Source organism: Aliirhizobium wenxiniae (assembly GCF_014201355.1).
Classification (GTDB): domain Bacteria; phylum Pseudomonadota; class Alphaproteobacteria; order Rhizobiales; family Rhizobiaceae; genus Neorhizobium; species Neorhizobium wenxiniae.
On record NZ_JACHEG010000008.1, the window covers coordinates 149228 to 172642 of the forward strand.

The 23415-nt window shown below is 58.3% G+C and carries 21 protein-coding genes; 9 read left to right on the forward strand and 12 right to left on the reverse strand.

Translation table 11 applies throughout. From position 1 onward, the window contains the following. Positions 1–12: 12 nt before the first annotated feature. Positions 13–627: an alpha/beta hydrolase gene (locus HNQ72_RS25025; protein ID WP_183996410.1), complete on the forward strand. Its 615-nt coding sequence runs from the start codon at positions 13–15 to the stop codon at positions 625–627. A gap of 28 nt (positions 628–655) precedes the next feature. Next, positions 656–1702 (forward strand): LLM class flavin-dependent oxidoreductase, encoded by a 1047-nt coding sequence (locus HNQ72_RS25030; protein ID WP_183996412.1) that lies wholly within the window; start codon positions 656–658, stop codon positions 1700–1702. Positions 1703–1765: 63 nt separating this feature from the next. Here the strand turns inward: HNQ72_RS25030 and HNQ72_RS25035 are convergent, their stop codons facing one another. From HNQ72_RS25035 to HNQ72_RS25050, 4 genes are all read right to left on the reverse strand, one after another. Next, the gene (locus HNQ72_RS25035; RefSeq protein WP_244654544.1) at positions 1766–2722 is read right to left on the reverse strand and encodes a zinc-binding alcohol dehydrogenase family protein; all 957 of its coding nucleotides are present in this window, start codon (positions 2720–2722) and stop codon (positions 1766–1768) included. 152 nt (positions 2723–2874) lie between these two features. Then, positions 2875–3240: a putative quinol monooxygenase gene (locus HNQ72_RS25040; protein WP_183996414.1), complete on the reverse strand. Its 366-nt coding sequence runs from the start codon at positions 3238–3240 to the stop codon at positions 2875–2877. Positions 3241–3297: 57 nt separating this feature from the next. Further along, positions 3298–4251: an aldo/keto reductase gene (locus tag HNQ72_RS25045; RefSeq protein WP_183996416.1), complete on the reverse strand. Its 954-nt coding sequence runs from the start codon at positions 4249–4251 to the stop codon at positions 3298–3300. Positions 4252–4423: 172 nt separating this feature from the next. Beyond that, entirely contained in the window at positions 4424–4621 is a 198-nt protein-coding gene (locus tag HNQ72_RS25050; protein WP_047512848.1) for a tautomerase family protein, read from the reverse strand. Positions 4622–4773: 152 nt separating this feature from the next. On the opposite strand from HNQ72_RS25050, the gene HNQ72_RS25055 reads away from it, so the two are divergent. Next, a complete protein-coding gene (locus HNQ72_RS25055) occupies positions 4774–5688 on the forward strand; it encodes a LysR family transcriptional regulator (protein WP_183996418.1) in 915 nt (304 codons plus the stop codon). Between the two features lie 62 nt (positions 5689–5750). Here HNQ72_RS25055 and HNQ72_RS25060 read toward each other — a convergent pair whose 3' ends face one another. Then, a complete protein-coding gene (locus HNQ72_RS25060; RefSeq protein ID WP_183996420.1) occupies positions 5751–7946 on the reverse strand; it encodes a methyl-accepting chemotaxis protein in 2196 nt (731 codons plus the stop codon). A 642-nt stretch (positions 7947–8588) separates the two neighbouring features. Continuing rightward, positions 8589–10958, reverse strand: coding sequence for a membrane-bound PQQ-dependent dehydrogenase, glucose/quinate/shikimate family (locus tag HNQ72_RS25065; protein WP_244654545.1), 2370 nt, complete (start codon positions 10956–10958; stop codon positions 8589–8591). 434 nt (positions 10959–11392) lie between these two features. Between HNQ72_RS25065 and HNQ72_RS25070 the strand changes: the two genes are divergently transcribed. The 6 genes from HNQ72_RS25070 to HNQ72_RS25095 all read left to right on the forward strand — a co-directional run bounded on the left by HNQ72_RS25070 (position 11393) and on the right by HNQ72_RS25095 (position 18456). Further along, positions 11393–12001, forward strand: coding sequence for a TetR/AcrR family transcriptional regulator (locus tag HNQ72_RS25070; protein ID WP_183996424.1), 609 nt, complete (start codon positions 11393–11395; stop codon positions 11999–12001). A 179-nt stretch (positions 12002–12180) separates the two neighbouring features. Then, complete coding sequence (locus tag HNQ72_RS25075) at positions 12181–13425, forward strand: MFS transporter (RefSeq protein ID WP_244654546.1); 1245 nt, start codon at positions 12181–12183, stop codon at positions 13423–13425. After that, positions 13422–15686 carry a glycoside hydrolase family 3 C-terminal domain-containing protein gene (locus tag HNQ72_RS25080; RefSeq protein ID WP_183996428.1) on the forward strand — a complete coding sequence of 755 codons (2265 nt, stop codon included), beginning with the start codon at positions 13422–13424 and terminating at the stop codon, positions 15684–15686. Before HNQ72_RS25075 ends, HNQ72_RS25080 begins: the two co-directional genes overlap by 4 nt. A gap of 65 nt (positions 15687–15751) precedes the next feature. Further along, positions 15752–16219, forward strand: a complete 468-nt coding sequence (locus HNQ72_RS25085) for a heme-degrading domain-containing protein (protein WP_244654547.1) — start codon at positions 15752–15754, stop codon at positions 16217–16219. Between the two features lie 66 nt (positions 16220–16285). Further along, the gene (locus HNQ72_RS25090) at positions 16286–17431 is read left to right on the forward strand and encodes a Gfo/Idh/MocA family protein (protein WP_183996430.1); all 1146 of its coding nucleotides are present in this window, start codon (positions 16286–16288) and stop codon (positions 17429–17431) included. 95 nt (positions 17432–17526) lie between these two features. After that, positions 17527–18456 carry a TolB family protein gene (locus HNQ72_RS25095; RefSeq protein ID WP_183996431.1) on the forward strand — a complete coding sequence of 310 codons (930 nt, stop codon included), beginning with the start codon at positions 17527–17529 and terminating at the stop codon, positions 18454–18456. Between the two features lie 671 nt (positions 18457–19127). Here the strand turns inward: HNQ72_RS25095 and pqqE are convergent. The 6 genes from pqqE to pqqA all read right to left on the reverse strand — a co-directional run bounded on the left by pqqE (position 19128) and on the right by pqqA (position 23275). After that, the gene (gene pqqE / locus HNQ72_RS25100; protein WP_244654554.1) at positions 19128–20216 is read right to left on the reverse strand and encodes a pyrroloquinoline quinone biosynthesis protein PqqE; all 1089 of its coding nucleotides are present in this window, start codon (positions 20214–20216) and stop codon (positions 19128–19130) included. Positions 20217–20269: 53 nt separating this feature from the next. Next, a complete protein-coding gene (gene pqqD, locus HNQ72_RS25105) occupies positions 20270–20569 on the reverse strand; it encodes a pyrroloquinoline quinone biosynthesis peptide chaperone PqqD (protein ID WP_183996433.1) in 300 nt (99 codons plus the stop codon). Then, positions 20566–21369 carry a pyrroloquinoline-quinone synthase PqqC gene (pqqC, locus tag HNQ72_RS25110; protein WP_246450555.1) on the reverse strand — a complete coding sequence of 268 codons (804 nt, stop codon included), beginning with the start codon at positions 21367–21369 and terminating at the stop codon, positions 20566–20568. Before pqqC ends, pqqD begins: the two co-directional genes overlap by 4 nt. Further along, positions 21362–22267, reverse strand: coding sequence for a pyrroloquinoline quinone biosynthesis protein PqqB (pqqB, locus tag HNQ72_RS25115; protein ID WP_183996437.1), 906 nt, complete (start codon positions 22265–22267; stop codon positions 21362–21364). The genes pqqC and pqqB overlap by 8 nt, the downstream gene beginning before the upstream one ends. A 5-nt stretch (positions 22268–22272) precedes the next feature. Beyond that, positions 22273–22902, reverse strand: a complete 630-nt coding sequence (locus HNQ72_RS25120) for a YceI family protein (RefSeq protein ID WP_183996439.1) — start codon at positions 22900–22902, stop codon at positions 22273–22275. A 217-nt stretch (positions 22903–23119) separates the two neighbouring features. Next, positions 23120–23275, reverse strand: a complete 156-nt coding sequence (pqqA, locus tag HNQ72_RS31380; RefSeq protein WP_244654548.1) for a pyrroloquinoline quinone precursor peptide PqqA — start codon at positions 23273–23275, stop codon at positions 23120–23122. Between the last annotated feature and the right edge of the window lie 140 nt (positions 23276–23415).

Sequence of the window (23415 nt, forward strand, 5' to 3'; positions counted from 1 at the left end):
GGACACAGGATCATGTCGAACATCGCAACCAATATTCTCGTCATCATGCTTCACGGCGTCGGCTCCAACGGCGCTGATCTCGCGCCGCTCGGAAATGCCTGGAAAAGCGTCCTGCCGGATGCCGTCTTCGTTTCGCCGAATGCACCCGCCCCCTCAAGCTTCGGGTCGGGTTACCAATGGTTCAGCGTTGCCGGCGTCACGGAAGAAAACCGCAGCGACCGCATCAAGGATGCACGGGCTGCCTTCGACAAGACGATTTCCACGATCATCGAGGAACACGGCTTTTCCGATAAGCTCGACAGGGTCGCTTTTGTCGGCTTTTCGCAGGGCACGATCATGTCGCTCGATGCCGTCGCTTCCGGTCGCTGGCCGGTTGGCGCGGTGGTCGGCTTTTCCGGCCGCCTTGCCTCGCCGCTACCGCTTTCACCCGCCACCGCAACACCGATCCTGCTGATCCACGGTAGCGCCGATCCGGTCATCCCGGCCGCGGAGACGACCAAGGCTGCCGCCGCGCTCGAAGCGCTCGGCATGAAGGTCGAAACGGTGATCCAGCCCGGCCTGCCGCACACGATTTCCGGCGAAGGTGCGGCCAAGGCCGGCAGTTTCCTGGCCGAAATCCTGAAATAAAAGCAGACTGGACGGAAGCGATACCGCCATGGAAATCGGACTTTACACATTCGGCGATCTGCCGATCGGAACGCGTGGCCCGGAAGCCTCGCGACGCCGCCTTTCCGAGATCGTCGAGACGGCAAAACTTGCGGATCAGGCGGGGCTGAGCGTCTTCGGCATCGGCGAGCATCACCGTCTCGACTACACGATCTCGGTTCCGGTCGCCCTCATGGGGGCGATTGCCGCTGTGACGAAGAATATCAAGATCACCACGGCAGTCACCATTCTCTCCTCTTCCGATCCCGTGCGGATCTTTGAGGAACTGGCGACGATCGATCTTCTGTCGGGCGGGCGTGGCGAACTGACGGTCGGCCGCGGAGCCTTCATCGAGTCTTTCCCGCTGTTCGGTTACGATCTCTGCGACTATGACGCGCTTTACGAAGAGAAGCTGGCGCTGCTGCTGCAGATTGCCGAGAGCGACGATGGTGTGACCTGGCGCGGCCGTTTCCGGCCCGCCTTGGAAAATGCCGAGATCGCACCACGCCCTTACGTCGAAAATCCGCCGATCTGGATCGGCGCCGGCGGCACGCCCGAGAGTGCGATCCGTGCGGGCAGAGCCGGTGTGCCACTCAACTTTGCCAATATCGGCGGCGAGCCTGCACGGTTCCGGCCTTTCATCGATCTTTATCGCCGCAGCTTTCGCGATGCGGGCCATGACATCGCCACGATGAAGGTCGGCATATCCAGCCATCTCCATGTCCAGAAGGACAGCCAGACGGCGCTCGATGAATTCTACCCCCACTATGCCAGTTATATCGGCCATAACCTGCCGAACGGAGACAATGGCTGGAAGGTCTCGCGCGACGATTATCACCGGCTTGCCGGTCCCCGTGGCGCTCTTTTCGTCGGCAGCCCGCAGCAGATCATCGACAAGATCCTCTACGAACATGAGATGTTCGGGCACGACCGTTTCATGGCTCAGATCGACATCAGCGGCCTGCTGTTCGAAAAGGTTGCGAAGGGCATCGAGCTTCTTGCGACAGAAGTTTCGCCTGCTGTCCGTAAGGCGACATCCGTCTCCAGGGAGACCTGATCATAGATCGAGCCTGACGGAAAATGTCCGCGGGCTCGATCCAATCCGGTCCGTTCAAGCTTTCTAAACGAGAATGACGATTTTTCCCTCGGCAGCGTTCGCCTCCATGCAACGATGGGCATCGACGATTTCGTCGATGGAAAACACGCGACCGATCTTGATATTGAGACGTTTGCCAGCGATATCGTCCAACAGATCCTGAAGCGGCATGGCCATGAAGTCCTCCGGTTCGCCGCTGTATGACGTCAGTACAACGCGGTTGGGAATGGCATCCATCGGTGCGAAGTTCGGCATGGTCCAGGTGTTTCCGACGATGCCGGCCATGCAGACGAGGCCACCACGATCCGCACATAACAGCGAATCCTCCAGCGTCGTTGCTCCGACAAGCTCCAGGATCCTGTCGAACCTGTTGCCCGATTTCGACAGGTCACCGTCATCGATCAGCACGCGATCAGCGCCCAGCATTTCGAGCAGTCCGCGCCGGTCCTGGCGTCGTGTCGTCGCTGTGACATCGGCTCCGGCTCGTCGCGCCAGGGCGATCGCCGCCATGCCGACGGACGTCGTGCCGCCTCGAACCAGAAGGCGATGTCCCGCCTGGAGGTTCAGGGATGAGAATAGAGCTCCCCAGGCCGTCTGCAGCATTTCAGGAAGCGCGCCGAGAACTTCCCAGTCGAGCGTGGATGTCAGGCGACGAACCTGCGTTGCGGGTACGCAGGTGAATTCGGCATAGCTGCCGTCGAACTGCCGTCCCATTCCACCCATCACCGTGGCGACCATGTCGCCCTGCGCGAACTCGCCGCCAGGCGCTGCATCCACGATGCCGACAGCCTCGATACCCAGAATGCGGGGGAAAACGACGCTGGGTGAATGTCCCTGGCGGGTGAAGAGCTCCGACCGGTTGAGGCCGAATGCCTTGACGGCGATACGCACCTCACCTTTGCCGGGTACGGGCATCGGTCGACTTTCCAGCTTGAGGACCTCCGGCCCGCCGGCCCCATGAACCACCACAGCCTTCATCATCTCTTCTCATCTCCTGCCGGGCCGCCAGATCCGCTGCGGCCGATTGCATGGCCTGCCTTGATACTAGAGCCCGCTGCTTGCGCTCAGCAATGCACAAAAGCCCGACCGGCTGCGTGCCGGTCGGGCTTTTGTGATCATGACCGATTAAAGGATCAGGCAGCGATCGTCGGACGTGCAAAGCCCGCGAGAGGCGCCATGAAGATGGCATTGAACGATGCGAGCTTTGCCTTCATGTCTGCCGGCGGCTCGCCATAGACATAAAGCGTCTCGATCTTGGCCAGCTTGAGGAAGCGGTCGGCAAACGGTCCGAACGTTTCCTCGATGTGCGGCAGAACGCCTTCCGTCAGGTACCGTTCGACGATGTGAACGGTGCGGCCATCTTCGCCAAGCGAGTATTCATAGATCAGCGTGCCCGGCTCCTTGTTAGCCAGCGCGATGATTTCAGCAATCAGGCTCTTGAATTCTTCGAGAGCCGCAGGCTCGACGGTCATGTGGAATACGTTGGTGATGTAGCTCATCGGGAATGTCTCCATGTTGATGTGATTTTCGGGATATGCTGGCCTTGCGACGCCGTTTCAGTCGGCACCGGCCTCATCGAGGCGTCTGACTGCGTCATGGGACAGTGAAAGGCCGGCGGCATTGATCAGGCCGTTGACCTGCGCGATGCTCGTGGCGCTGGCGATCGGCGCAGTAACCGCACTCTTGGCCAGAAGCCAGGCGAGCGCGACCTCTGCCGGCTTTGCGCCACACTCGATTGCGACCTGATCGAGGGCTGCGAGAATACGAAGCCCCTTGTCGTCGAAGTATTTGAGCAGCCCCTCCCACCGAGGACGTCCTTCGACATCCGCTCTGGACTTGTATTTCCCAGATAGAAAACCCGAGGCCAGGCTATAGTAGGTGATGACTGCGACATCTTCCGTGGCGCACAGATCGGCAAGCGAACCTTCAAAACCTGCGCGATCGTAAAGGTTATATTCCGGCTGCAGCACATCATAGCGGGAAAGGCCGTTCGACTTTGCAGCATCCATTGCATCCTGCAACTGGATCGCATCGAGATTTGAACCACCCGAAGCGCGGATCTTGCCCTGCGCCTTCAGTTTTTCGTAGGCGCTCAGCGTGTCTTCGTACGGTGTCTCGGGATCATGCCAGTGCGACAGATAGACATCGATGTAATCCGTCTGCAGGCGGCGCAGGGACGCATCGACCGCCTCCTGGATATAGGCAGCCTTCAAACCCTTTTTGCCGTCGCCCATGTCCGAGCCGACCTTGGTGATGAGGACGACCTTGTCGCGGGAAACATACCCCTGCTTCAGCCATTTCCCGATGATCACCTCGGACTCGCCACCGGCATTACCCGGAACCCAGGAAGAATAAACGTCGGCGGTGTCGATCGTGTTCAATCCGGCGTCGAACGACGCATTCAGAACGTCGAAGGATGCCGCTTCATCAATCGTCCAACCGAAGACGTTGCCACCGAGAATGACCGAGGAAACCTCAAGGCCCGTTTTTCCCAGACGTCTTTTCTTCATAGCGATCTCCGTGCAAATTAGTTTCAGGTGAAATTCGCGCTAGCCGTGACGGTCGAAGACGTCGATTCCCGGTCCGGAGCCACTTCACAAATGGTCAACCGGGATGCGCGCGGCGGTATCAAGGATACGCGCAGTGAAAACCACGCATATCCTGGAAACCGGACAGTCGGCGTCAGGAGGCGTCCGTCTCTTCTCCGAAGATCTTTCCGGCACCAGCCCAATCGGACGGCGCAACGTCTTCGAAGATGACGTAAATGTAGTTCGGATCGGTTCCGGTGTTCTTGACGATGCTCTCGGTGATCTCGGCAGCGACAGCCTTCTTGGCCTTAGCATCCTTACCGCTGAACCAGCTTACACGTACGACAGGCATGACAGTCTCCTTGATTGGCGGCGGTTGGCCGCAATGGTTTGATCTTCTCGGCAACCACCCAATGAGATTGCTTGCCTTGAGACTTTCCCTACTGTAAATCCGAAAAGCGATAAACAAGCTGAATAATACGCTGAGTAGAGGAAATTTCTACAATGGCTCATCTGGAGCAACTGAATGGGATAGTCAGTTTTGTGGAAGCGGCGACCTTGCTAAGTTTTACGGCAGCTGCGGAAAGCCTGGGTGTAACCAAATCCGCCGTCGGCAAAAGCGTTGCGAGGCTCGAGGAAAGGCTCGGCACCAAACTTCTGCACCGCTCCACCAGAAAGCTGACGTTAACCCCCGATGGGGAAGCGTATCTCGCCAGCTGCCGCCACGCTCTGGAGGAGATCGGAGGTGCCGAACAAGTGCTTCTCGCCAAGAATCAGCAGCTCGGAGGACGACTACGTGTTGATGCGCCGGCGGCCTGGGGTCGACAGATCCTGTTACCACTATTGGCCAATATCGCGAAGGAACATCCCGGACTGACGCTGTCGCTGTCCCTGACGGACCGGATCATAGATCCGGTGGAGGAGGGTGTGGATCTGGCGATCCGGTTCGGCGAGACAAAAGATACGAGCGGCCTGATCGTGCGCAAACTGACCGAGCAACGTGCATTGATCGTTGCTTCGCCAGAATATCTTCTGGCACGTGGCACGCCTCAAACCGTGGAGGACATACAGGACCACGACTGTATCGTGGGTTTCCGCCGCGACATCCCGAATGCATGGCGCGTGCGTAACTCCGAGGGAGCGGTATACCGGGTTACGCCACCCGCCACCCATGAAATCGGCGATGGAGCGGCAATCGTCGATTCGGCCATCGCCGGGCTCGGCCTTGCGCAAATGCCAAGTTCTCTCGTGAATGATCACATCAGGAGCGGCCGGTTGATTGCGGTTCTTGAACAGTTCACCGGAGCAAAGATCGACATCTCTGCAATCTGGCCCACGACCAGGCACCTTCTTCCTCGAGTTCGCCATGTGGTCGAGGCACTGGCAAACGAAGGCCGTCGCGGTGGTTTGGGCAGTTAGAGTTCTCAATGTAGCAAGGGGCACGATCATGTCGATCATGCCCCTTTTTGAATTTGGACCAGTTACGCAGCGAACTTGCGGCGCCCGGGCGCCGACGCGCCGACCGGGGAATACCCGTGTTCTTCCGCACGTGCCATCAACGTAAATTTGGAGAGATAACCGTCAAGCGCCACACACTCTTCGGCCAGCCCGGAGCCGGCGGCACTCATTTCCTCCACCATTGCAGCATTCTGCTGGGTGGTCTGGTCGAGATGATTGATTGCAGAGTTCACCTGAGTCAGGCCTGAAGATTGCTCCTGTGCCGCGATGGCAATGGCTTCCATATGGTCGTTCGCTGCCCGCACAAGCGTTTCGATCTCCGCGAGGCAGGAGCCGGTGCTATCGACCAGATTGACGCCCTCCCCGACTGCAACCTCAGACGTTGCGATAAGTTGCTTGATCTCCTTGGCAGCAGTCGCCGAGCGCTGTGCGAGTTCGCGCACCTCCTGCGCCACAACGGCGAAGCCCTTGCCGGCGTCTCCGGCGCGAGCCGCTTCGACCCCTGCATTCAGGGCGAGCAGGTTCGTCTGAAACGCGATCTCGTCGATGACGCCTATGATCTGTCCGATCTGCTGCGAAGAGCGTTCGATGCGCGCCATCGCCGACGTAGCGTCCTGAACGACAGCGCCCGACTGGTCGGCCTTCAGCTTGACGTTGCGAACGACCTCTCTTGCATCTGCCGCACGATGCGACGTCGACTTCACGTTCGAGGTGATCTGCTCCAGTGCCGCGGCAGTCTCTTCAAGCGAGGCTGCCTGCTGTTCGGTGCGACGTGCCAGATCGTTGGATGCCGTGGAAATCTCACCGGCGCCGGAGCTGACAGTCGTAACCGAGCGCTCGAATTCGACCAAAGTTGTTCGCAATTGCGTGACTGAGGTGTTGAAGTTGTGCCGCAGCGCCTCGAACTGAGGGGCGAACGGCTGGTTGATCTCGCAGAGCATGTTGCCGGCTGCGAGCGCCTTCAATCCTTCGGCAAGTGCTGCGGTTGCCTGGTTCAGACGACGATCGGCATCTTCCTCGGAAATACGCTGCATCTCGATCCGATCGTTTTCGGCCTTGGTGCGGTTGGCTTCGGCTTCCTGTTCAAGCTGCCTGTTCCTGATCGATGCCTGTCTGAAGATTTCGACTGAACCAGCCATCTCACCGATTTCATCGCTACGACCAAGTCCGGGCACATCAATGCCGGAGTTGCCGTTGGAAAGCGCGACCATGCAGTCCGTCAGAGCGCGGATGGGGCGAAGGACACGAATGACGATGATGGCGGTGCCACCCAGTCCGATCGCCAGTGCAAGGATTGCTCCGAGCGACATCAGGACGGCATTCATGGTTGCCGCGCTGCGCATCTGCGCGGCCGTGTCATCCAGTTCGGCCATTGCCGCCAGTGCGACCTGAGCAACAACGCCGAGGGCGGCGTTGGATGTCATCTGCCAATCATCGACCGTAAATACCGTCGAGGGTCCGGTCGAAAGGTCGCGGAGCAAAACTTCGCGCCTGTCATTGAATGCACCATCGAAATAGGCGGAAGTGCCGGCCGCATACTTGGCCTTGATGTCGGCAGACGTGCTTTCATGCGCAACCAGCCCGCCGACCGCGTTCCAGGCGAAACTTGTAGCCGCATCGGTTTTGAGAAGGGCCGCACGCTCGTCGGACGTCAACGCCCGGTTTGCGCCTATAAGGGACGTGACCGTCACAGCAGAAGTGCCGCCATTGTTACGGGCCGCCCATGCATAGGCACGCATTTGGATCAGGCCGGTGAAAGACTGGTCGAGCGTCCGCACACGATTTTCGAGTGCCGTCGAGGTCGCATCGAAAACCGCAAGGACATTATTTCCGAAGGTCAACACCTCGTCGCGAAGGCCAGGCTCTCGCTGTGCCATCTCACGCGAAAAATTGGAATCGACGCGGGTGCGCAGGGCCTTCAATGCCTCGTAGGCATCGATCGCCTGTTTCAGATGCGGCGTGATGCTGCCGTTGCTCACGGTTGCGGCTTCCGCGTCAAAGCGTTGCATGGCCGCATCGATGACGGTACGGGCTGTCTCGACGCTTTTTCTTGATACAGCGCCGGCAGCAGGCGACTGGACGAGCGCTGCTGCACTGTTTCCGCGTTCAGAGCGAAAATTGATGAGCGCTTCGAACATGGCGCGATCCAGCGATACCAGTGATGCAACCTCCGAATATGACCGGTAGTCTTTCACGGATGAGACAGCCAACGTGGCCATGACCACCGCCAAGGGGAGGCTCACGACAAGAAAGAGAAAAATAAGAATTGTTCGCAGTTTAAACGTCATAGCCCCAGCTCCAAAAATCGATGCGCGAAACATGATTTCCAATTGTGAACAATCCGAAAATGTAATCTCGCCCAATGGGTGTGGCTGACATGGTGACGGATGTTGAATGCGCGTCCGGTCTTGCTTGCTTCCAATCCGAGAAAAACGCTCAGTGCGTGTATTCGTGATGAAAATCGACGTCAGAAGTGTCCCGCTCGCGACGAGCGAGAGCGGTATTCAACGCGTGAAAAATCCGCGGACGCCAATGAATTCATTGTCTTTGAGTCACAGGCGAGTCCCGGTAGGCATTTCATAGGCCGGTCACGTCACCAGCTCTAGGTTGCTACTGCGACGATTGGTCGTCAAGACCGCTCTTCGTCTCGCCACTGATGACGACTGGCCTGCCGAGCTCAAACGAACGCATGGATTCCTGCCGCTCTACGCTGTGTTTCCGTGTGCTCTACAATAATTTCGAAACTTCCGACAACGTCGGCCGTAAAGCTAATTTCAGCCCGCACTGTGGCGACGAAAACGAAAAAGACCGGCAGGCTGCCCTACCGGTCTTTTCGATCCATCATGCAAGTACCAGGAGATTTAAGGGGAATTGGCCCCGCCGGTATTGCCGCTCCTGGGCAGTGCGAAGGCGATGATATAGTCACCGAAGTCGGGTGCTGCACGCGCGCCATTGGCGGTCACGACAACATATTGCCTTCCATCTTCAGGCGATATGAACACCAGCGGTGTCGAGCCTGCTCCCACAGGAAGCGGGCTCTTCCAGACGACTTCGCCAGTCGCCACATCGACTGCGCGCAGATAGTAATCCGAGGTCGCGGAGAAGAACACAAGGCCGGATGCCGTCGGCGTCGCACCACCAAGAGTCGGCATGCCAAGCTCGATAGGAAGGTGCGTCTTCATGCCGAGCGGGCCGAACTGTTCGGGCGTGCCCATCGAGCGATGCCACAGAATTTTCTGGGTCTTCATGTCGACTGCAGCCATCGTGCCGAAGGGAGGCGTAGTGCAAGGGACGCCAAGGAAAGACTGAACCATGCCGCGCTCGGCACCGTAGGGTGTCTCTTTCATCGGAACCACACCACCGGTGCTGTGCGAACCCTTGCCCGAGGCCTTCGTGCGGGCAATCTCGTCCTCGCGGCTCAGAAGGCGGCCCTTCATCGCAACGCGCATGTCGTTGACGATCATGATGTCCCGGCTTTTGTCGATCGCCTGGCCACCCCAGTTTGTTGTGCCGTACCAAGACGGGTTCTGGAGATACCACTGCATCTGCGGCGGTGTGTAGTCGCCGACATAATAAAGGCTCTTGAACTGGATTCGGCAATTCAACTGATCGATCGGGGTTATGCCCCACATTGTCTGCTCGGTCAGGACGTCATCGCGGAAAGAGGGCATGCCAACCGAGTAAGGCTGCGTGGGCGAGAGCTTCTCGCCGGGGACGCCATTGGTCGGGACAGGTCGTTCCTCGACGGCAGTGATCGGCTTGCCGGTGCGACGATCAAGAACGTAAATTTCGCCGTTCTTGGATGCCTGGACCAGAGCTGGAATGCGGCCGCCCTTGCCGTCCGGCATGTCGTAAAGCACAGGCTTGGACGGGAGATCGAGGTCCCAGACGTCGTGGTGAACAAGCTGAAAGGTCCAGCGCTCTTCGCCCGTCGTGGCATCGACTGCGACGACAGAGGAGCCAACACGATCGGTCTCCGGCGAGCGCTGGCCGCCGAACAGGTCCGGCGTTCCATTGCCGGTCGGAAGATAGACCATGTTCAGCTTCGGGTCATAGCTCGGCGTGGCCCACATGTTCGGGGTGCTGCGCGTATAGCTCTGGCCGTCGGCTGGGGGATTGGGCTGACCAGGACGGCCGACATCCCACGCCCAAACGAACGCTCCAGTCGTTGCGTTGAAGGCGCGCACCACGCCAGAAGGCTCGTCGGCAGACTGGTTATCCATCACCCAGCCGCCGATGATCAGGTTCTCGCCAGCGAGGAGCGGACCAGAGGTTGGATTGTAAAAGCCTGGGATAACGGCGCCCATGCCGGTGGCGAGGAATACAGTGCCCTTGTCACCGAAGGATTCGACCGGCTTGCCGGTGGCAGCATCAAGGGCGATCAGGCGCATGTCGCCGGTGGACACATAAAGACGCTTCTTACCCGGTGCATCCTCGGCAAGGCCTGGAACGTCGTAATAGGCGAGAGAGCGGCAGCGCATCCAGTGCGCGGTGGCATCCGGCTTCACGCCCGGATCGAAATGCCAGAGCTGTTCACCGGTATCGCCGCGCACGGCGAACACCTGGTTGGTCGGTGTGCACGGGTAGAGAATATTGCCGATCTGCAGTGGCGTATTCTGATTCTCGCTTCCGTTTCCTGTGATGTCGCCGGTGTGAAACGTCCAGGCGATTTCAAGGTCCTTCACGTTGCTCCGGTTGATCTGGCTGTAGGGGGCAAACTGCTCGCCGGACGGCGTGCGACCGAAGCCGACCCACTGATCGGGTTCGCTTTCAGGCTTGTAGTCTGATGCAAGAGCAGGCGTCGATGTTGCCTTGACCAGCCAGATCGGACTGAAAGCACTGATGAAGGCCGCAATGACGCCGACAGCCAGCACAGCCGAAATGCCGTAAGATACCGGCCGGATGCGATTAATCCCAGAAGCACCGCGCAGACTTGGGACGCTAAGACCGATCAAGAGCCCAATGACCGCAAACATGCCGAGCCTTGCCGCAAGCGGCCAGAATTGTAGCCCACTTTCCCATAAAGCCCAGACGAGTGTCACGACGAAGAAAGCTGCGTATAGGTAACCCGCACGGACATCCGCACGGGCAAGGAGGTATGACGTCGTGATCAGCACGATGCCGGCGACGAGATAGTAGAACGACCCCCCCAGCACCATCAGTTGATAGCCGCCGTAGAGGAAATATGCTCCTAATGCGAGCAGGGCGAGACCAATGAGAAGGGCGAACAATCTCGCCCCTAGAGACACTTGCGTGCTATTGATGCTTGATACGGGCGACAAGTTACCCTCCTTTGAGCAGCGATGAAGGGCAAGCACGACGAAGCATCCGATCAAGCGGGCATCGCCAGTCGATGCTTTCGGGCATTGCCAGAAATGTGGGCGTGAAAGGTTAGGCAGGCTGTCCAGTCGCGCAGACGCGTGCCGTGCACATAGGTGTCCGGAGCCAGCGGCCGCGATTGAGCTACTGCCAAAATGTCGCAGAATATATGGGCCACGAGGCTACGGAGTGTAGCCTCAGACTCTACAATGAAACTCATTTCTAGCAGATGTGCCGGAGCTTACCACTTTTCCGATCCCGTCATCCCGTGTAATTGCTCCACCTAATAATAGGAGATGACGGCATCTGAAGACTTGATGACGTGGCATCCAAGGAAAGGTTTGTCATGCCTCGTGCCAATAGAAACGCAGAAAAGGGTGAGCTTACACGTTCCGCGATCCTTAAGGCTGCTGTCGAGCTATTTGGCGAGAATGGCTTTCGCGCGACGACAATGAACCAGATCGCTAGCCGTGCAGGTGTCGTTCAATCGGCATTGCACCATCATTTCGGGGGCAAGGATCAACTTCTCGATGCCGCCTTGAAGCTGCATTATCCGCCAGCAGCAAGTCGCCCAGATATCGAGGCGGTGGCGGAGGGCAAATCCAACTTCGTCGACGAAGTCCTACGAGCTGCCAATCGGAACGCACAAGATAGGGATCTCGTGCGGTTTTTCTCAGTCATGACAGGGGAGTCTCTGACAGGCGATCACCCCGCTCATGAGTTCTTTGTCGCGCGCTACGAGCTGGTACGACAGGGATTTGCCGATGCTATTGCAAAGGCAAAGGGCGTCGAGAGTGAGGAGTCCAGACGGCTAATATTGTTGCTCGTTTCAATATTGTTCGCTGCTTCGGATGGGCTGCAAATGCAATGGCTCCGCAATCCTTCCTTCGATTTCACAGGCGCTATTGAACTTGCTGCCGCACTCACACGCGAACAGCTCGATGCCATAAACTGAAAGTTAGTTCTTGTCGGAACATCCGCCATTCGCTATTAACAGGTCGGTCAGCCGACCTGTCTCTTGATCAAGTGTTAGTGTAGGCTAGATCATCAACTGTCATCACCTTGGAGGAGGGAAAGATGCTTCAGTCCGTAGACCCAATATCAATCCAGGCCGAAACCACACCGGAACGTCACATGCGGCTTACCGGCCAGTCGATCGACGGCCTTTTCGTGGTTCGCTATATCGCGGCCATAATCGGAATTTACGTCGCTCTCATCACACCGGCATCGGTAACGATCGCCCTGAGGGTCGGCCAGATCGATCCTGACGGGAAAGCAAGCTCATTTGCTTTAGTATCCAGCGTCGGCGCAGCCGCCGCACTTATCTCGAATCCCATTTTCGGAATGCTGAGCGACCGGCTCTCATCACGATGGGGACAGAGGAAGCCGTTCCTTTTGGGCGGCTTCCTTGCTGGCGCGTTGGCGATATATTTGATTGCGATCGCCACAACTATACCTATGGTCGCTCTAGGTTGGGCATTGGCGCAGGCAAGTTTTAATGCCGCGGTTGCCGCAACCATAGCCATCTTGCCTGAGCGAGTGCCGCTAGCATTGCGCGGCCGTGTGTCGGGCCTGATGGGAATGACCGGGCAAGTTGCCGTCGTGAGTGGTGTTTTCCTGATCCAACTGGTGGGTACCGATGGAATAGGGATGTTCATGTGGCCAGTTCTTCTTGGCGGACTGCTTGCCGCCCCATTCCTGTTCACGTTGCGGGAGGCACCGCTCCAATCGGCTCCCACCAAGCGCCTGACGCTGACTAGCCTTCTGGGAGCGCTGTGGATCAACCCGTTCGTCAATCGTGATTTCGGGCTCGTTTGGATGGGCAGGTTTCTAGCCTGGACATCTCTCTACTTGCTGACAACCTACAAGACTTACTTCCTGATCGACCGTCTCGGCTATACCACGCAGACGATTGCGCCTATCCTGACGGTTGCTATGTTCGTTCTGGCAGTCGCGGTTGCCATTGCCAGCATCGGTGGCGGTTGGCTTTCAGACTATTTCGGTCAGCGCAAGCCATTCATCCTGCTCGCATCACTATTTTTCGTCATAGCGATGGGGATTATTGCCTTCACTCACAGCGTCGAGATGTTTCTTCTCGGCATTGCCATCGCAGGGCTTGGCAACGGTCTTTATCTGGGCGTCGACTATGCGCTCGTCTCCGAGGTTCTGCCGGATAAGGACAGCTCCGCGGGTAAGGGAATGGGTGTCTTTAATCTCTCAAGTACAATTCCGCAGACCGTAGCGCCCATTCTTGCGCCGGCATTGCTGCTCATCGGCGCAAATGGTCACGGAGGCAACTATACCAGCCTCTACCTGTTTGCCGCCGCCCTCGCGATAGTGAGTGCAATCTTTATCCAATTCATAAGAGGTGCCAAATGAACGAACATGTCGGTTCGCAAAAAGGGATGACCCCTTTAATTGAAGAGGCCTTGGCCCTGACAACCGGTGTCGACTACTGGACCACGCTCGATGCGCCCGCCAATGGAATTCGCTCGTTACGCTTCGCCGATGGTCCGCACGGATTGCGTGTTCAGGATGACGAAAATCCCGACCACCTCGGCTTGGAACGAAGTGCACCTGCGACCTGCTTTCCGCCTGCAGTGACACTGGCTTCTTCGTGGGACATGGAGCTTACGGCAGCGGTCGGAGAAGCCCTTGGACGCGAAGCACGAAAGGCTGGCGTCGATGTTGTTCTTGGTCCAGGCCTCAACATAAAACGAAGCCCGTTATGCGGGCGAAATTTCGAATACTATTCTGAAGACCCGTTTCTCGCCGGCATGCTTGCCGGAGCCTCCGCGCGCGGTATTCAGGCACAGGGCGTTGCAGCCTGCCTCAAGCATTTCGCCGCCAACAACCAGGAGACCGACCGACTGCGTGTTAGCGCGAATGTCGATGAGCGGACTCTGCGTGAAGTCTATCTGCGCGCGTTTCAGATCGCTCTGCGGGAATCGGGCGCGTGGTCCGTAATGTCGTCGTACAATCGCATCAACGGCCTCCACGCTTCGGAGAATCGCTGGTTGCTGACCGAGATCCTCCGCGACGAATGGGGCTTTGACGGTGTCGTGGTCTCGGACTGGGGTGCCGTCCGCGATCCGGTCGAGGCACTTGCGGCTGGCCTCGATGTCCGCATGCCCGGGCGTCAGGATGATCCGCGTGTTCGGGATGCTTTTGCGAATGAAAAGCTGAACGAAAAAATCGTCACCAGCATGGTCGAAAGACTGCGCCTTCTGGCCGCCCGAACTACCCATCATAGCGATGCAGAAGCTATCGATTATGAGGCGCATCACCAGCTCGTTAGGAAGGCAGCCTCAGACTCTGCGGTGCTGCTAACGAACGATGGCAGCTTGCCGCTTTCACTGTCTTCCGGTCTTCGTGTCGCCGTTGTCGGCGAGTTGGCCCGGACCCCACGCTACCAGGGAGCCGGCAGTTCGCGCGTCAACGCGGTTAAGGTCGTCAGCGGCCTTGATGCTCTTTCAGCCCGTGCCAAGGGAGCCGGCGCATCGCTAGCGTTCGAGCCCGGTTATTCCCTTTCCAAAGGCGTCGATACGGCGGTCATGATCGAAAACGCAGTGAACCTTGCGAAGCGATCCGACGTCGTGGTCATCTTTCTCGGACTGCCAGGTGAGTACGAGGCGGAAGGCCGGGACCGAACCAACATCGATCTGCCGCCGGACCAGCTTTCGTTAGTGGACGCGCTCCGTGCCGCCGGCAAGACGACGGTCGTGGCGATGAGCAACGGCTCTGCCGTGACGACGGCCGCGTGGCGGGGTTCGGTCAATGCGATCGTCGAGTTTTGGCTCACGGGACAGGCACACGGCGATACGATCGCTGATGTGTTGCTTGGCGATACCAATCCCGGCGGCAAGCTCGCGGAGACCATTCCCCTGGTTCTCGAAGACACTCCTTCGTATCTCAATTTTCCAGGCGCATACGAAAACGTAACTTACGGCGAGGGCATTCACGTCGGCTATCGATACTACGATGCCCGGAAAATGGCAGTCGACTATCCGTTCGGCCACGGCCTTTCCTATACGACATTCGCCTATTCCGATTTGGAGCTTAAGGTACGACCTTTGGCCGATCCAATCGCCTTCGATGCCAAGTTCACCATTCGCAATACAGGCACGAGACATGGCAGTGAGGTCGTGCAGCTGTACGTGCACGATCACGGCGAAGTCGTCATCACGCCTCCGGTGGAATTGAGGGGGTGGAAGAAGGTCAACCTGGCGCCGGGCGAGGCCCAAACCATAGAGATCACGGTCGCGCGCGATGAGTTGAAGCACTGGCATGAAGGCACCCAATCCTGGATCTTTCCGGGGGGCTCGCTCACTGTGCACGTTGGTGCATCGTCCCGCGATTTTCGCCTTGAAGCGACCGCTGAGATTCCAGGAGAAGCCTTGGTCATCTCCCTCAACGCATGGTCGACGCTCGGTGAATGGCTGGACCATCCACATCTCGGTCCCCGCCTTCTTGGTCTTTTCAGCGCGCGGGGCGGTGTTAAGGGTCGCGTTGGCGATCTCCTCGCTGATGAAGCAGGTCAGGATTCAGTCCGCGGCATTCCACTAGGAACAATCGCTGATTTCCCCGGCGTACCGCTTGAGATGTCGGATATCGAGGACCTGTGCGGTCAGGCTGCCTGACCCACGACTGGTCGGTAGCGTTGAGCGATGGCCTGGCGCTCGTTACTTTTGCGAGGAACAGATTGATGCACGATATGCCTTCGCTGGAAGAGCTGCAGGAGGAGCAGAGAAGCCTCGAGCTTCCTGAGTTCCACTATGATTTCGTATGGCAGCTCGGCAGCCGCCTCTATCAGCGAGCACGGGAAAATCACTTTCCGGTGGCTATCGAGATACGTCATGGCTCCGATCTTGTCTTCGCCATGTTGGCGCCGGGTGCAACCATCGATAATTTTGACTGGACGCGCCGCAAGTCTGCTGTCGTTCACCGGTTTCACCGCAGCTCACTCTTCGCGAAGCTGGAAGCACAGAGCAAAAATTACGATTTCAACACCCGATTTCGGTTGCCGCCCGGGGATTTCGCCGCGGGCGGCGGTGGCGTTCCGCTCATTTTGAAGGGCGGCGTCTTTATCGGTTCGGTCGGCATCAGCGGCTTGCCGGACATTCAGGATCACAAGCTCGTAACTGGTTGTCTGGCGGAATTGCTGGCGGCTTAAAAAGCGGCGCACGATGCCTGCCATCGCGTCAGGCGCAGCGCCTCACATAGTGGCGGAGAATATAGTATGAAACCGGTCGTCATTGGAATTATCGGGTGCGGCGTTATCAGCGACGCATATCTCAAGGGGGCTGAGGGCTCCAGCCTCATTACGGTCAAAGCCGTTTCCGATCTTCGGCAGGATATCGCTGAAGAAAAAGCAAGGACCTACGGCTGTGAAGCAATGTCGGTCGATCAGCTCCTAAGCGACCCGGATATCGAGATCGTTCTGAATCTGACGATCCCGGCGGTCCATGCAATAGTTGCCCTCGATATCCTGGAGGCTGGAAAACATCCTTATTCGGAAAAGCCGCTAGCGATCTCGATGAAGGAAGCAGACACGGTAATCGAAAGAGCAAGTGCGCTGGGCTTACGTGTGGGTTGCGCGCCCGACACCTTCTTCGGCGCCTCCCACCAGATAGAACGAAGGATCGTCGATGACGGCACATTGGGGCGGATCGTCGGGGGCAGTGTCACGATCGCATCGCGTGGCATGGAACACTGGCATCCAGATCCGCGCTTCTTTTATCAACCAGGCGGCGGCCCGCACGCGGATGTTGGCCCCTACTATATTACTCAACTAGTGAACCTGCTTGGCCCGGTTCGATCGGTATCAGCCTTTGCAACCAAAGCCTTCGATCAAAGGACGATCACGAGCGAAAAGCTGAATGGGACGACATTCGAGGTGGCCGTTCCCACCACCATCAACGGCACGCTTCTCTTTGCATCTGGCGCCAATGTGTCTCTAACAATGTCTTGGGACATATGGGCATCGAAGCGACCCAAATTCGAGATTTATGGGAGCGAAGGAAGCCTTCAGGTCGCCGATCCGAACCACTTCGGTGGGGTGCCCGAAGTCTTAATCCGCGGGGGCAACTGGGAGCCAATTTCGATAGATGATTTCGCCTTCGGCGCAGTTAACCGCACGACAATATTCGGCCACGAAATTGCCGACTACCGCGTCGTCGGCTTAATCGATATGGCCGTGGCCTTGAGGTCAGGGCGCCCACACCGGGCAAATGGTGAACTGGCATACCATGTCCTCGAAATCATACAGGCGCTTGAATTGTCGAGCACCGCGGGAAATCATATACGATTGAAGAGCACCTGCGTTCGCCCGGCTCCCCTGATGCCAGGTAAGGACGAGGCTGTCCTGCTCGAGCCCGCTGCCTGATTTAGATTGCGAAGGGAATCTAAAGCTTCCATCGGTGAGGGGTCGATCCACAGCACCTTTCGCCATGAACGCCATCTCCATCATTGGAGGACCAAATGACAACCCACGTCAAATCCAGCCCCGCCACTGAGCTGGCAGTAAAAAACTATGGCAGACAGCTTGTTCCTGGGCAGCGCTCGCTGCTGGCCATTCACGATCTCGCAACGGGCACGCGGCGGGTCATTTTGGAGACCAATCATCTGATTGAAGCTCCAAACTGGACACCTGACGGCGAACAACTGATTTTCAATGGCGGTGGCCAACTCTGGCGTATCGGACTCGATGGCTCGGACCTGCAGTTGATCCATACAGGACTGCTGGCTGACCTCAACAACGATCATGTGCTTTCGCCGGACGGCCGCTCAATCTATGTCAGCTCCAATGACGGCCATCTCTACAAGATACGCTTGGATGCGGGCGCGCCGGTAAGGGTGTCAAATCAGCATGACAAACCTTTCCGCTATTATCTTCACGGCGTGTCACCAGATGAGCGCGAGCTTGCGTTTGTCGGCATTGAAGGGTCGGGGCCGGAAGCGCGTAGGAACCTCTATGTCATAGCATCCGAGGGCGGGACCGATCGGCGTCTTCTCGACTCGGCCAAGCCGAGCGACGGACCTGAATATTCGCCGGATGGCAGATGGATCTATTTCAGTTCCGAACTTCGCTCGTCCAAACCTGGCCATGCGCAAGTATTCCGCATGGACCGAAATGGCGGCGAAATCCGCCAATTCACTTTCGACAACCGAGTTAACTGGTTCCCGCATATCTCGCCGGATGGCAGTACAATCGTCTTCCTCAGCTATCCCGCCGGTACTATCGGCCACCCGCCCGACAAGGATGTCATCATCCGGTCGATGACGCCAGAGGGCGAAAATGTCACCGACGTGGCGGCGTTCTACGGCGGGCAGGGAACGATCAACGTCAACAGCTGGGCGCCGGACAGTCGACGCTTCGCTTATATCGAGTATCCGATAGGGAGGAGCTAGCTTATGCAAGGTGGCGCACTAGAGGTGCGAACTGAGCTGTTGTCGCACACGTTCCAATGCGAGCGCTTTAAGTTGGCCAACGCCGTTGCAGATGGTGGCAAGCAGTCGCCGGCTACATGAAGTGCCGGATCCAGCTCCCCCGTCCCGGCCATGCGCGTGCCGGACATGCCATGCGAATAACCGAGCGCGATCGCCTTTTTATTGCGGTTGACATGCTCCGCGTCCTCGGGAACGCGCGAGGTCGCGGCGCACGACGGTGACGTGGCAGGCAGTCTTCATTCATTTCTACATGAAGAAATCCTGAGACACCCGCTGCCGCGTGACTTAAAATGCACGCGATCGGCGTGCTGTCGAATTTCCTTCCGGCTACTTTGAAAGCGATGACCAGGCGGAGCCCGTTATTGATGCCGGATGCATCGCCGGCGGGCGCTGTACCGCCCTCGATCTTGTCTATCGGCTTGACGTCACCAGCGCCTTGAAGCTGGTTACGCGGGGGTGACGGCAAAGACCTCATCCCCGCACAACAAGTCTTAAGCAATCGCTAAGTTATCGCAACTTTCCGGCACGGAACCGACGCCGTATTGGTCCCTCATCAGCGGATTCGCAAAACGCCAGCCGCTCGCCGTGTCGGAGATTTAGGCATTGCCCGTGAACTTCGACGCCACTCAAGTTCACCTACCGCGATAAACGAATGCTGGCGGTTCTGCTAGGCTGTCTGCATCGGCCTGTTCGCTCAGCAGCTGCCGAAGTGGCGAGCGGATGCAGACCGGATCGGTGGCCGACGCATCGCCGGTCAGAGCCATGGCCTGGCAGCGGCAGCCGCCGAAATCGATCGCCTTGCGGTCGCAGCTGCGGCACAGTTCCGGCATCCAGCTATCGCCGCGATAGGCATTGAAGGCTTCGCCTTCGTACCAGATCGCCTCAAGCGTTTTGTCGCGGACATTGTCGAAGCGAAGCGAAGGAATGGTTTCGGCGGCGTGGCAGGGCAGAACCTTGCCGGACGGCGTGATGTTCAGTCCCGTGCGTGCCCAGCCGCCCATGCAGGCCTTGGGATAGGAGGCATGATGGTCGGCGCCGACATAGTCGATGACGATGATGCCTTCGAGGCGCTTGCGGGCTTCGGCAACAAAGGCGTTTGCCTTGAGAAACTGTTCCCTCGTCGGCATCAGCGCCTGACGGTTCCTGTCTGCCCAGCCGTGGAACTGCACGGTGGCGATCTCGATACGCCGCGCACCGAGCCGGACCGCTAGGTCTAGCATATCGCCCATCTGGTCCATGTTCTGCTTGTGACAGACCGCATTGACGGTGAGCGGAATGCCGGCGGCATGGGTCCATTCTGCAACAGCGATCTTGCGGCCGTAACCTCCCTTGTAGCCGCCGACCTTGTCGGCAAGCTCCGGCGTCGCTCCTTGAATCGAGAGCTGCAGATGATCGAGCCCAGCCTCGGAGAGCTCGGTGATCCGCTTTTCGGTCAGCCCGATACCTGAGGTGATGAGATTGGTGTAAAGGCCCGCCTTGGCAGCGGCCGCGGTCAGTTCAACCAGGTCGCGACGAGCCGCCGGTTCGCCACCGGAAAGATGCAAGTGCAGCACGCCAACCGATGCCGCCTGCTGGAAGACGCTGATCCATTCCTCGGTCGATAGCTCGGTCTCGACGCCTTCCAGTTCCAGCGGATTGGAGCAATAGGGGCAGGCGAGCGGGCAACGATGTGTCAGTTCGGCAAGCATGGCGATTGGCGCCGGAATGCGGATGCGCCGCACAACCCCGTCCTGATCCGTCCATTCGCTTGTCGGCCGCACTGTCACATGCTCGTTCAAGATTTCAGCTCCAGCATTCTGCGTTTGGAAAACTCGTCGACGAAGGCGATGACGTCCGCGAGGATCTGGTCCTTCGGCGCGTCGAATTTCGAGGCGAAGTCGGAGGCGATCGCATCGAGGTCGCGTTCGCCGTCCAGCGCGTTGACAATCATGACGGCTATGTCATCCAGTGCCAGCGCCCGCTCGGGTGCCAACAGCACGTTCAGCCCCCGCACGGGGTCTTCCCGCAGCCGGACGCCACGCGCCAGTTTGGCAACGGTGCTGCCCGTCACGGTCACGGCAACAGGTTCGCTCATATGGCTGCTCTCTGTACGTCCTGCTTCAAGGCGGGCTGGTCGAGATCGCCGATCACGCCTTCCTTGCCGTCCCAGCCACCCGGCGGCAGCAGGGCAGGTGACACGTAGGCATGGTGCAGTGCATCGAGCTGCGCCCAGAGCACATCGGTCTTGAAGGTAAGAGCCGCCGCCGCCGCATCCTGTTTTTCCCTCGTGTCGGCATGGTCGAGCACGTAGTTGAGGCCGAAGGCGACATCGACCGGCGCCTCGTCGAGACGGTTGCGGAAATAGGACAGTGCCTGTTCGTTGGCGAAGGCGTAATGCTCGATCAGCCCGGCAATACGGTTCTTGTGGATCGCCGGGGCGAAAAGCTCGGTCAGCGAGGCTGCCACCGCATCGACCATCGGCATGTCGCGGACAAAGCGGACATAGGCGTCGCAGGCAAAGCGCGTACCCGCAAGCACGCCACGATTCGAGGCGACATAATCCGGATCGAGGCCGACGGCTTCGGCAAGCTTCAGCCAACGACGAATACCACCGCCTTCTTCGACACCGCCATCATGGTCTTCGATACGCTTACGCCATGCGCGGCGGATCGAAACGTCTTCGCAACGTGACATGAAGGCCGCGTCCTTCACCGGAATACGGCTCTGGTAATAGAAGCGGTTGATCACCCAGGCACGCACCTGTGTGATATTGCAATGTCCGCCATGCAGCATGCCGTGAAAGGGATGTTTGTCGTGGTAACGCGCATCGCCGATGGCGCGCAGCCGTGCTTCGAAATCGGTACGGTTTTGAGCGGTGTTATGAATATCAGGCAAGTTCGATCTCCATGCCGTCACATCCGACGGCAAAACCGGCCGCCTCGACGGCCGCCCGCTCTGGCCCATTGCGCCAGATCGGATTGGTGTTGTTGATATGGACATAGACAAGCCTGCCTATGTTCAGGCTGGATAGTTGCGCCAGACTGCCATCCGGTCCGTCGATCGACATGTGGCCCATGCGCTGTCCGGTCTTGGCGCCGGTTCCTGCTTTGACCATCTCGTCGTTGGCAAACAGGGTTCCGTCGAAGAAAACGAGATCGGCGCCGCGGATACGCTCAGCCAGCCAGTCGGGCAATGTGGCGCAGCCGGGAATGTAATAGGCCCGCTTGCCGCCGGCCGTGAATTCGACGCCGATCGTCTGTTCGCCTTCAAGACCGAGCTCGGGTTCGCCCTCTTCCAGAAACAGGGCAACCTTGCCGGGAACGGCGAAAATGCGCACCTGCAGACCTTCGAGCGGAGAAAAATCGCTGTCGAGCCTGATCGTTTGGCGCGTCACGTGATCGGGATCGAGAACCCTGAAGATGGGGTTGCCGTCGAGTACCTTTTCGATTGCGGATGTCGCAAAGAGCTTGAACGGCTGCTTCTCCCGGACGGTCAGAAGACCGCCGATGTGATCGACATCGGCATTGGTGATGACGATGCTGCGGATCGGGCTTTGGCGAAGTGCCTTCGGGTGGAGCTGCGGCGTTTGTTGGATCTGCTGGCGTATATCCGGCGAGGCGTTAAAGATCGCCCAGTTGTCCCCGTCGACGCTGACCGCGAGCGAGGATTGCGTCTGTGGTGAAAGTCCCGACGAGGGATCGCGGGCTGCGGCGCAATTGGCGCAGTTGCAATTCCATTGCGGCAGTCCACCGCCGGCGGCTGCGCCAAGCACGAGAAAACGGATCTTGCTCATCGGACCTATTGCCGGGCCGCCGAGGCCGGCTGGAATTCCGTCTCGATGATGACCGTGACTTCTTCGCCCGCCGACTTGATTTTCGGTGCCAGTCCCCATTCGCTTCGCTTGAATTTGAGGATGCCGGAGAAACCGATCTTCGGGCTTTTTTCCATTGGCTGCTCGGCCATTGAACCGTTGAATGTCACCTCGATCGTTGCCGGGTGGGTCTCGCCGCGCAAGGTCAGGTCACCCGCGACAATGCCCTGGTTCGCTCCGGTGATCTTGACCGAAGTGGAGGTGAAGCTGATGGGCTTGCCGGCCAGGAACGGCTCGGACGTGCCGATCTTCTTGTCGAAATCCTCTTTCTCAGGAAAAGGAAAGTCGGTTCTGACCGACGTCGGATCGATCGTCGCTGTGATCCTGGATTGCTCAGGATGCTCGGCATCCCAGGCCAGCTCTGCGGTCATCTGCGTAAAGCGCGCGGTATAGTTGGAAAGGCCAAGGTGAGTAACTTTCCACAACACACTCGAATGAGCAGGGTCGGAAACATAGGCTCCAGAAGGCGCAGGATTACTGGCACTCCATGCAGGCAACGCAAAAAGAGCGGCAAACGCGAGAGGCGGCAGGCACGCTCGAAAAAACGGGATCGGCATTCTTTTCCTATCTCGGTTCTCTGCGATGCAGAGGGCACCTGGATGCTAGGTGGTTACAGGCCTATCTCAGGCTGTGATGTTTTCGTTCGCGCGCGGGGCGAACTGCGTGCCGGAACATTAGCCGGCGGCAACAATCAGCTCGATCATATCGCTGCCACCGACTAAACAGCTTGCACAAGAATTTAGACCGTTAAGGGACCGTCCTTGCTAATGCTGATCAAAACAGGACGGGTTCATCCCCATCTGACTGCGCGTAACGGTTGATTTCCATTCCGCAGCTGACTTCAATAAATTTGGGGGCTGACCATTTCATGTCAATCTTCCTTTCTAAGTGCGCGGCTTTGCCGCTGGCTGAAATATAGGTGTCGGCCACCTTGCTAGAACCGACCCTCACGAACAAGTTACGCAACGACGACATAACTTGGGTTGATGCGGAGGGTGATGGCCCATGAAGCATGGGCGATCCGACCTCCGCGACCGCTCGGCGACATCGCCACGCAGCATTCCTTAATG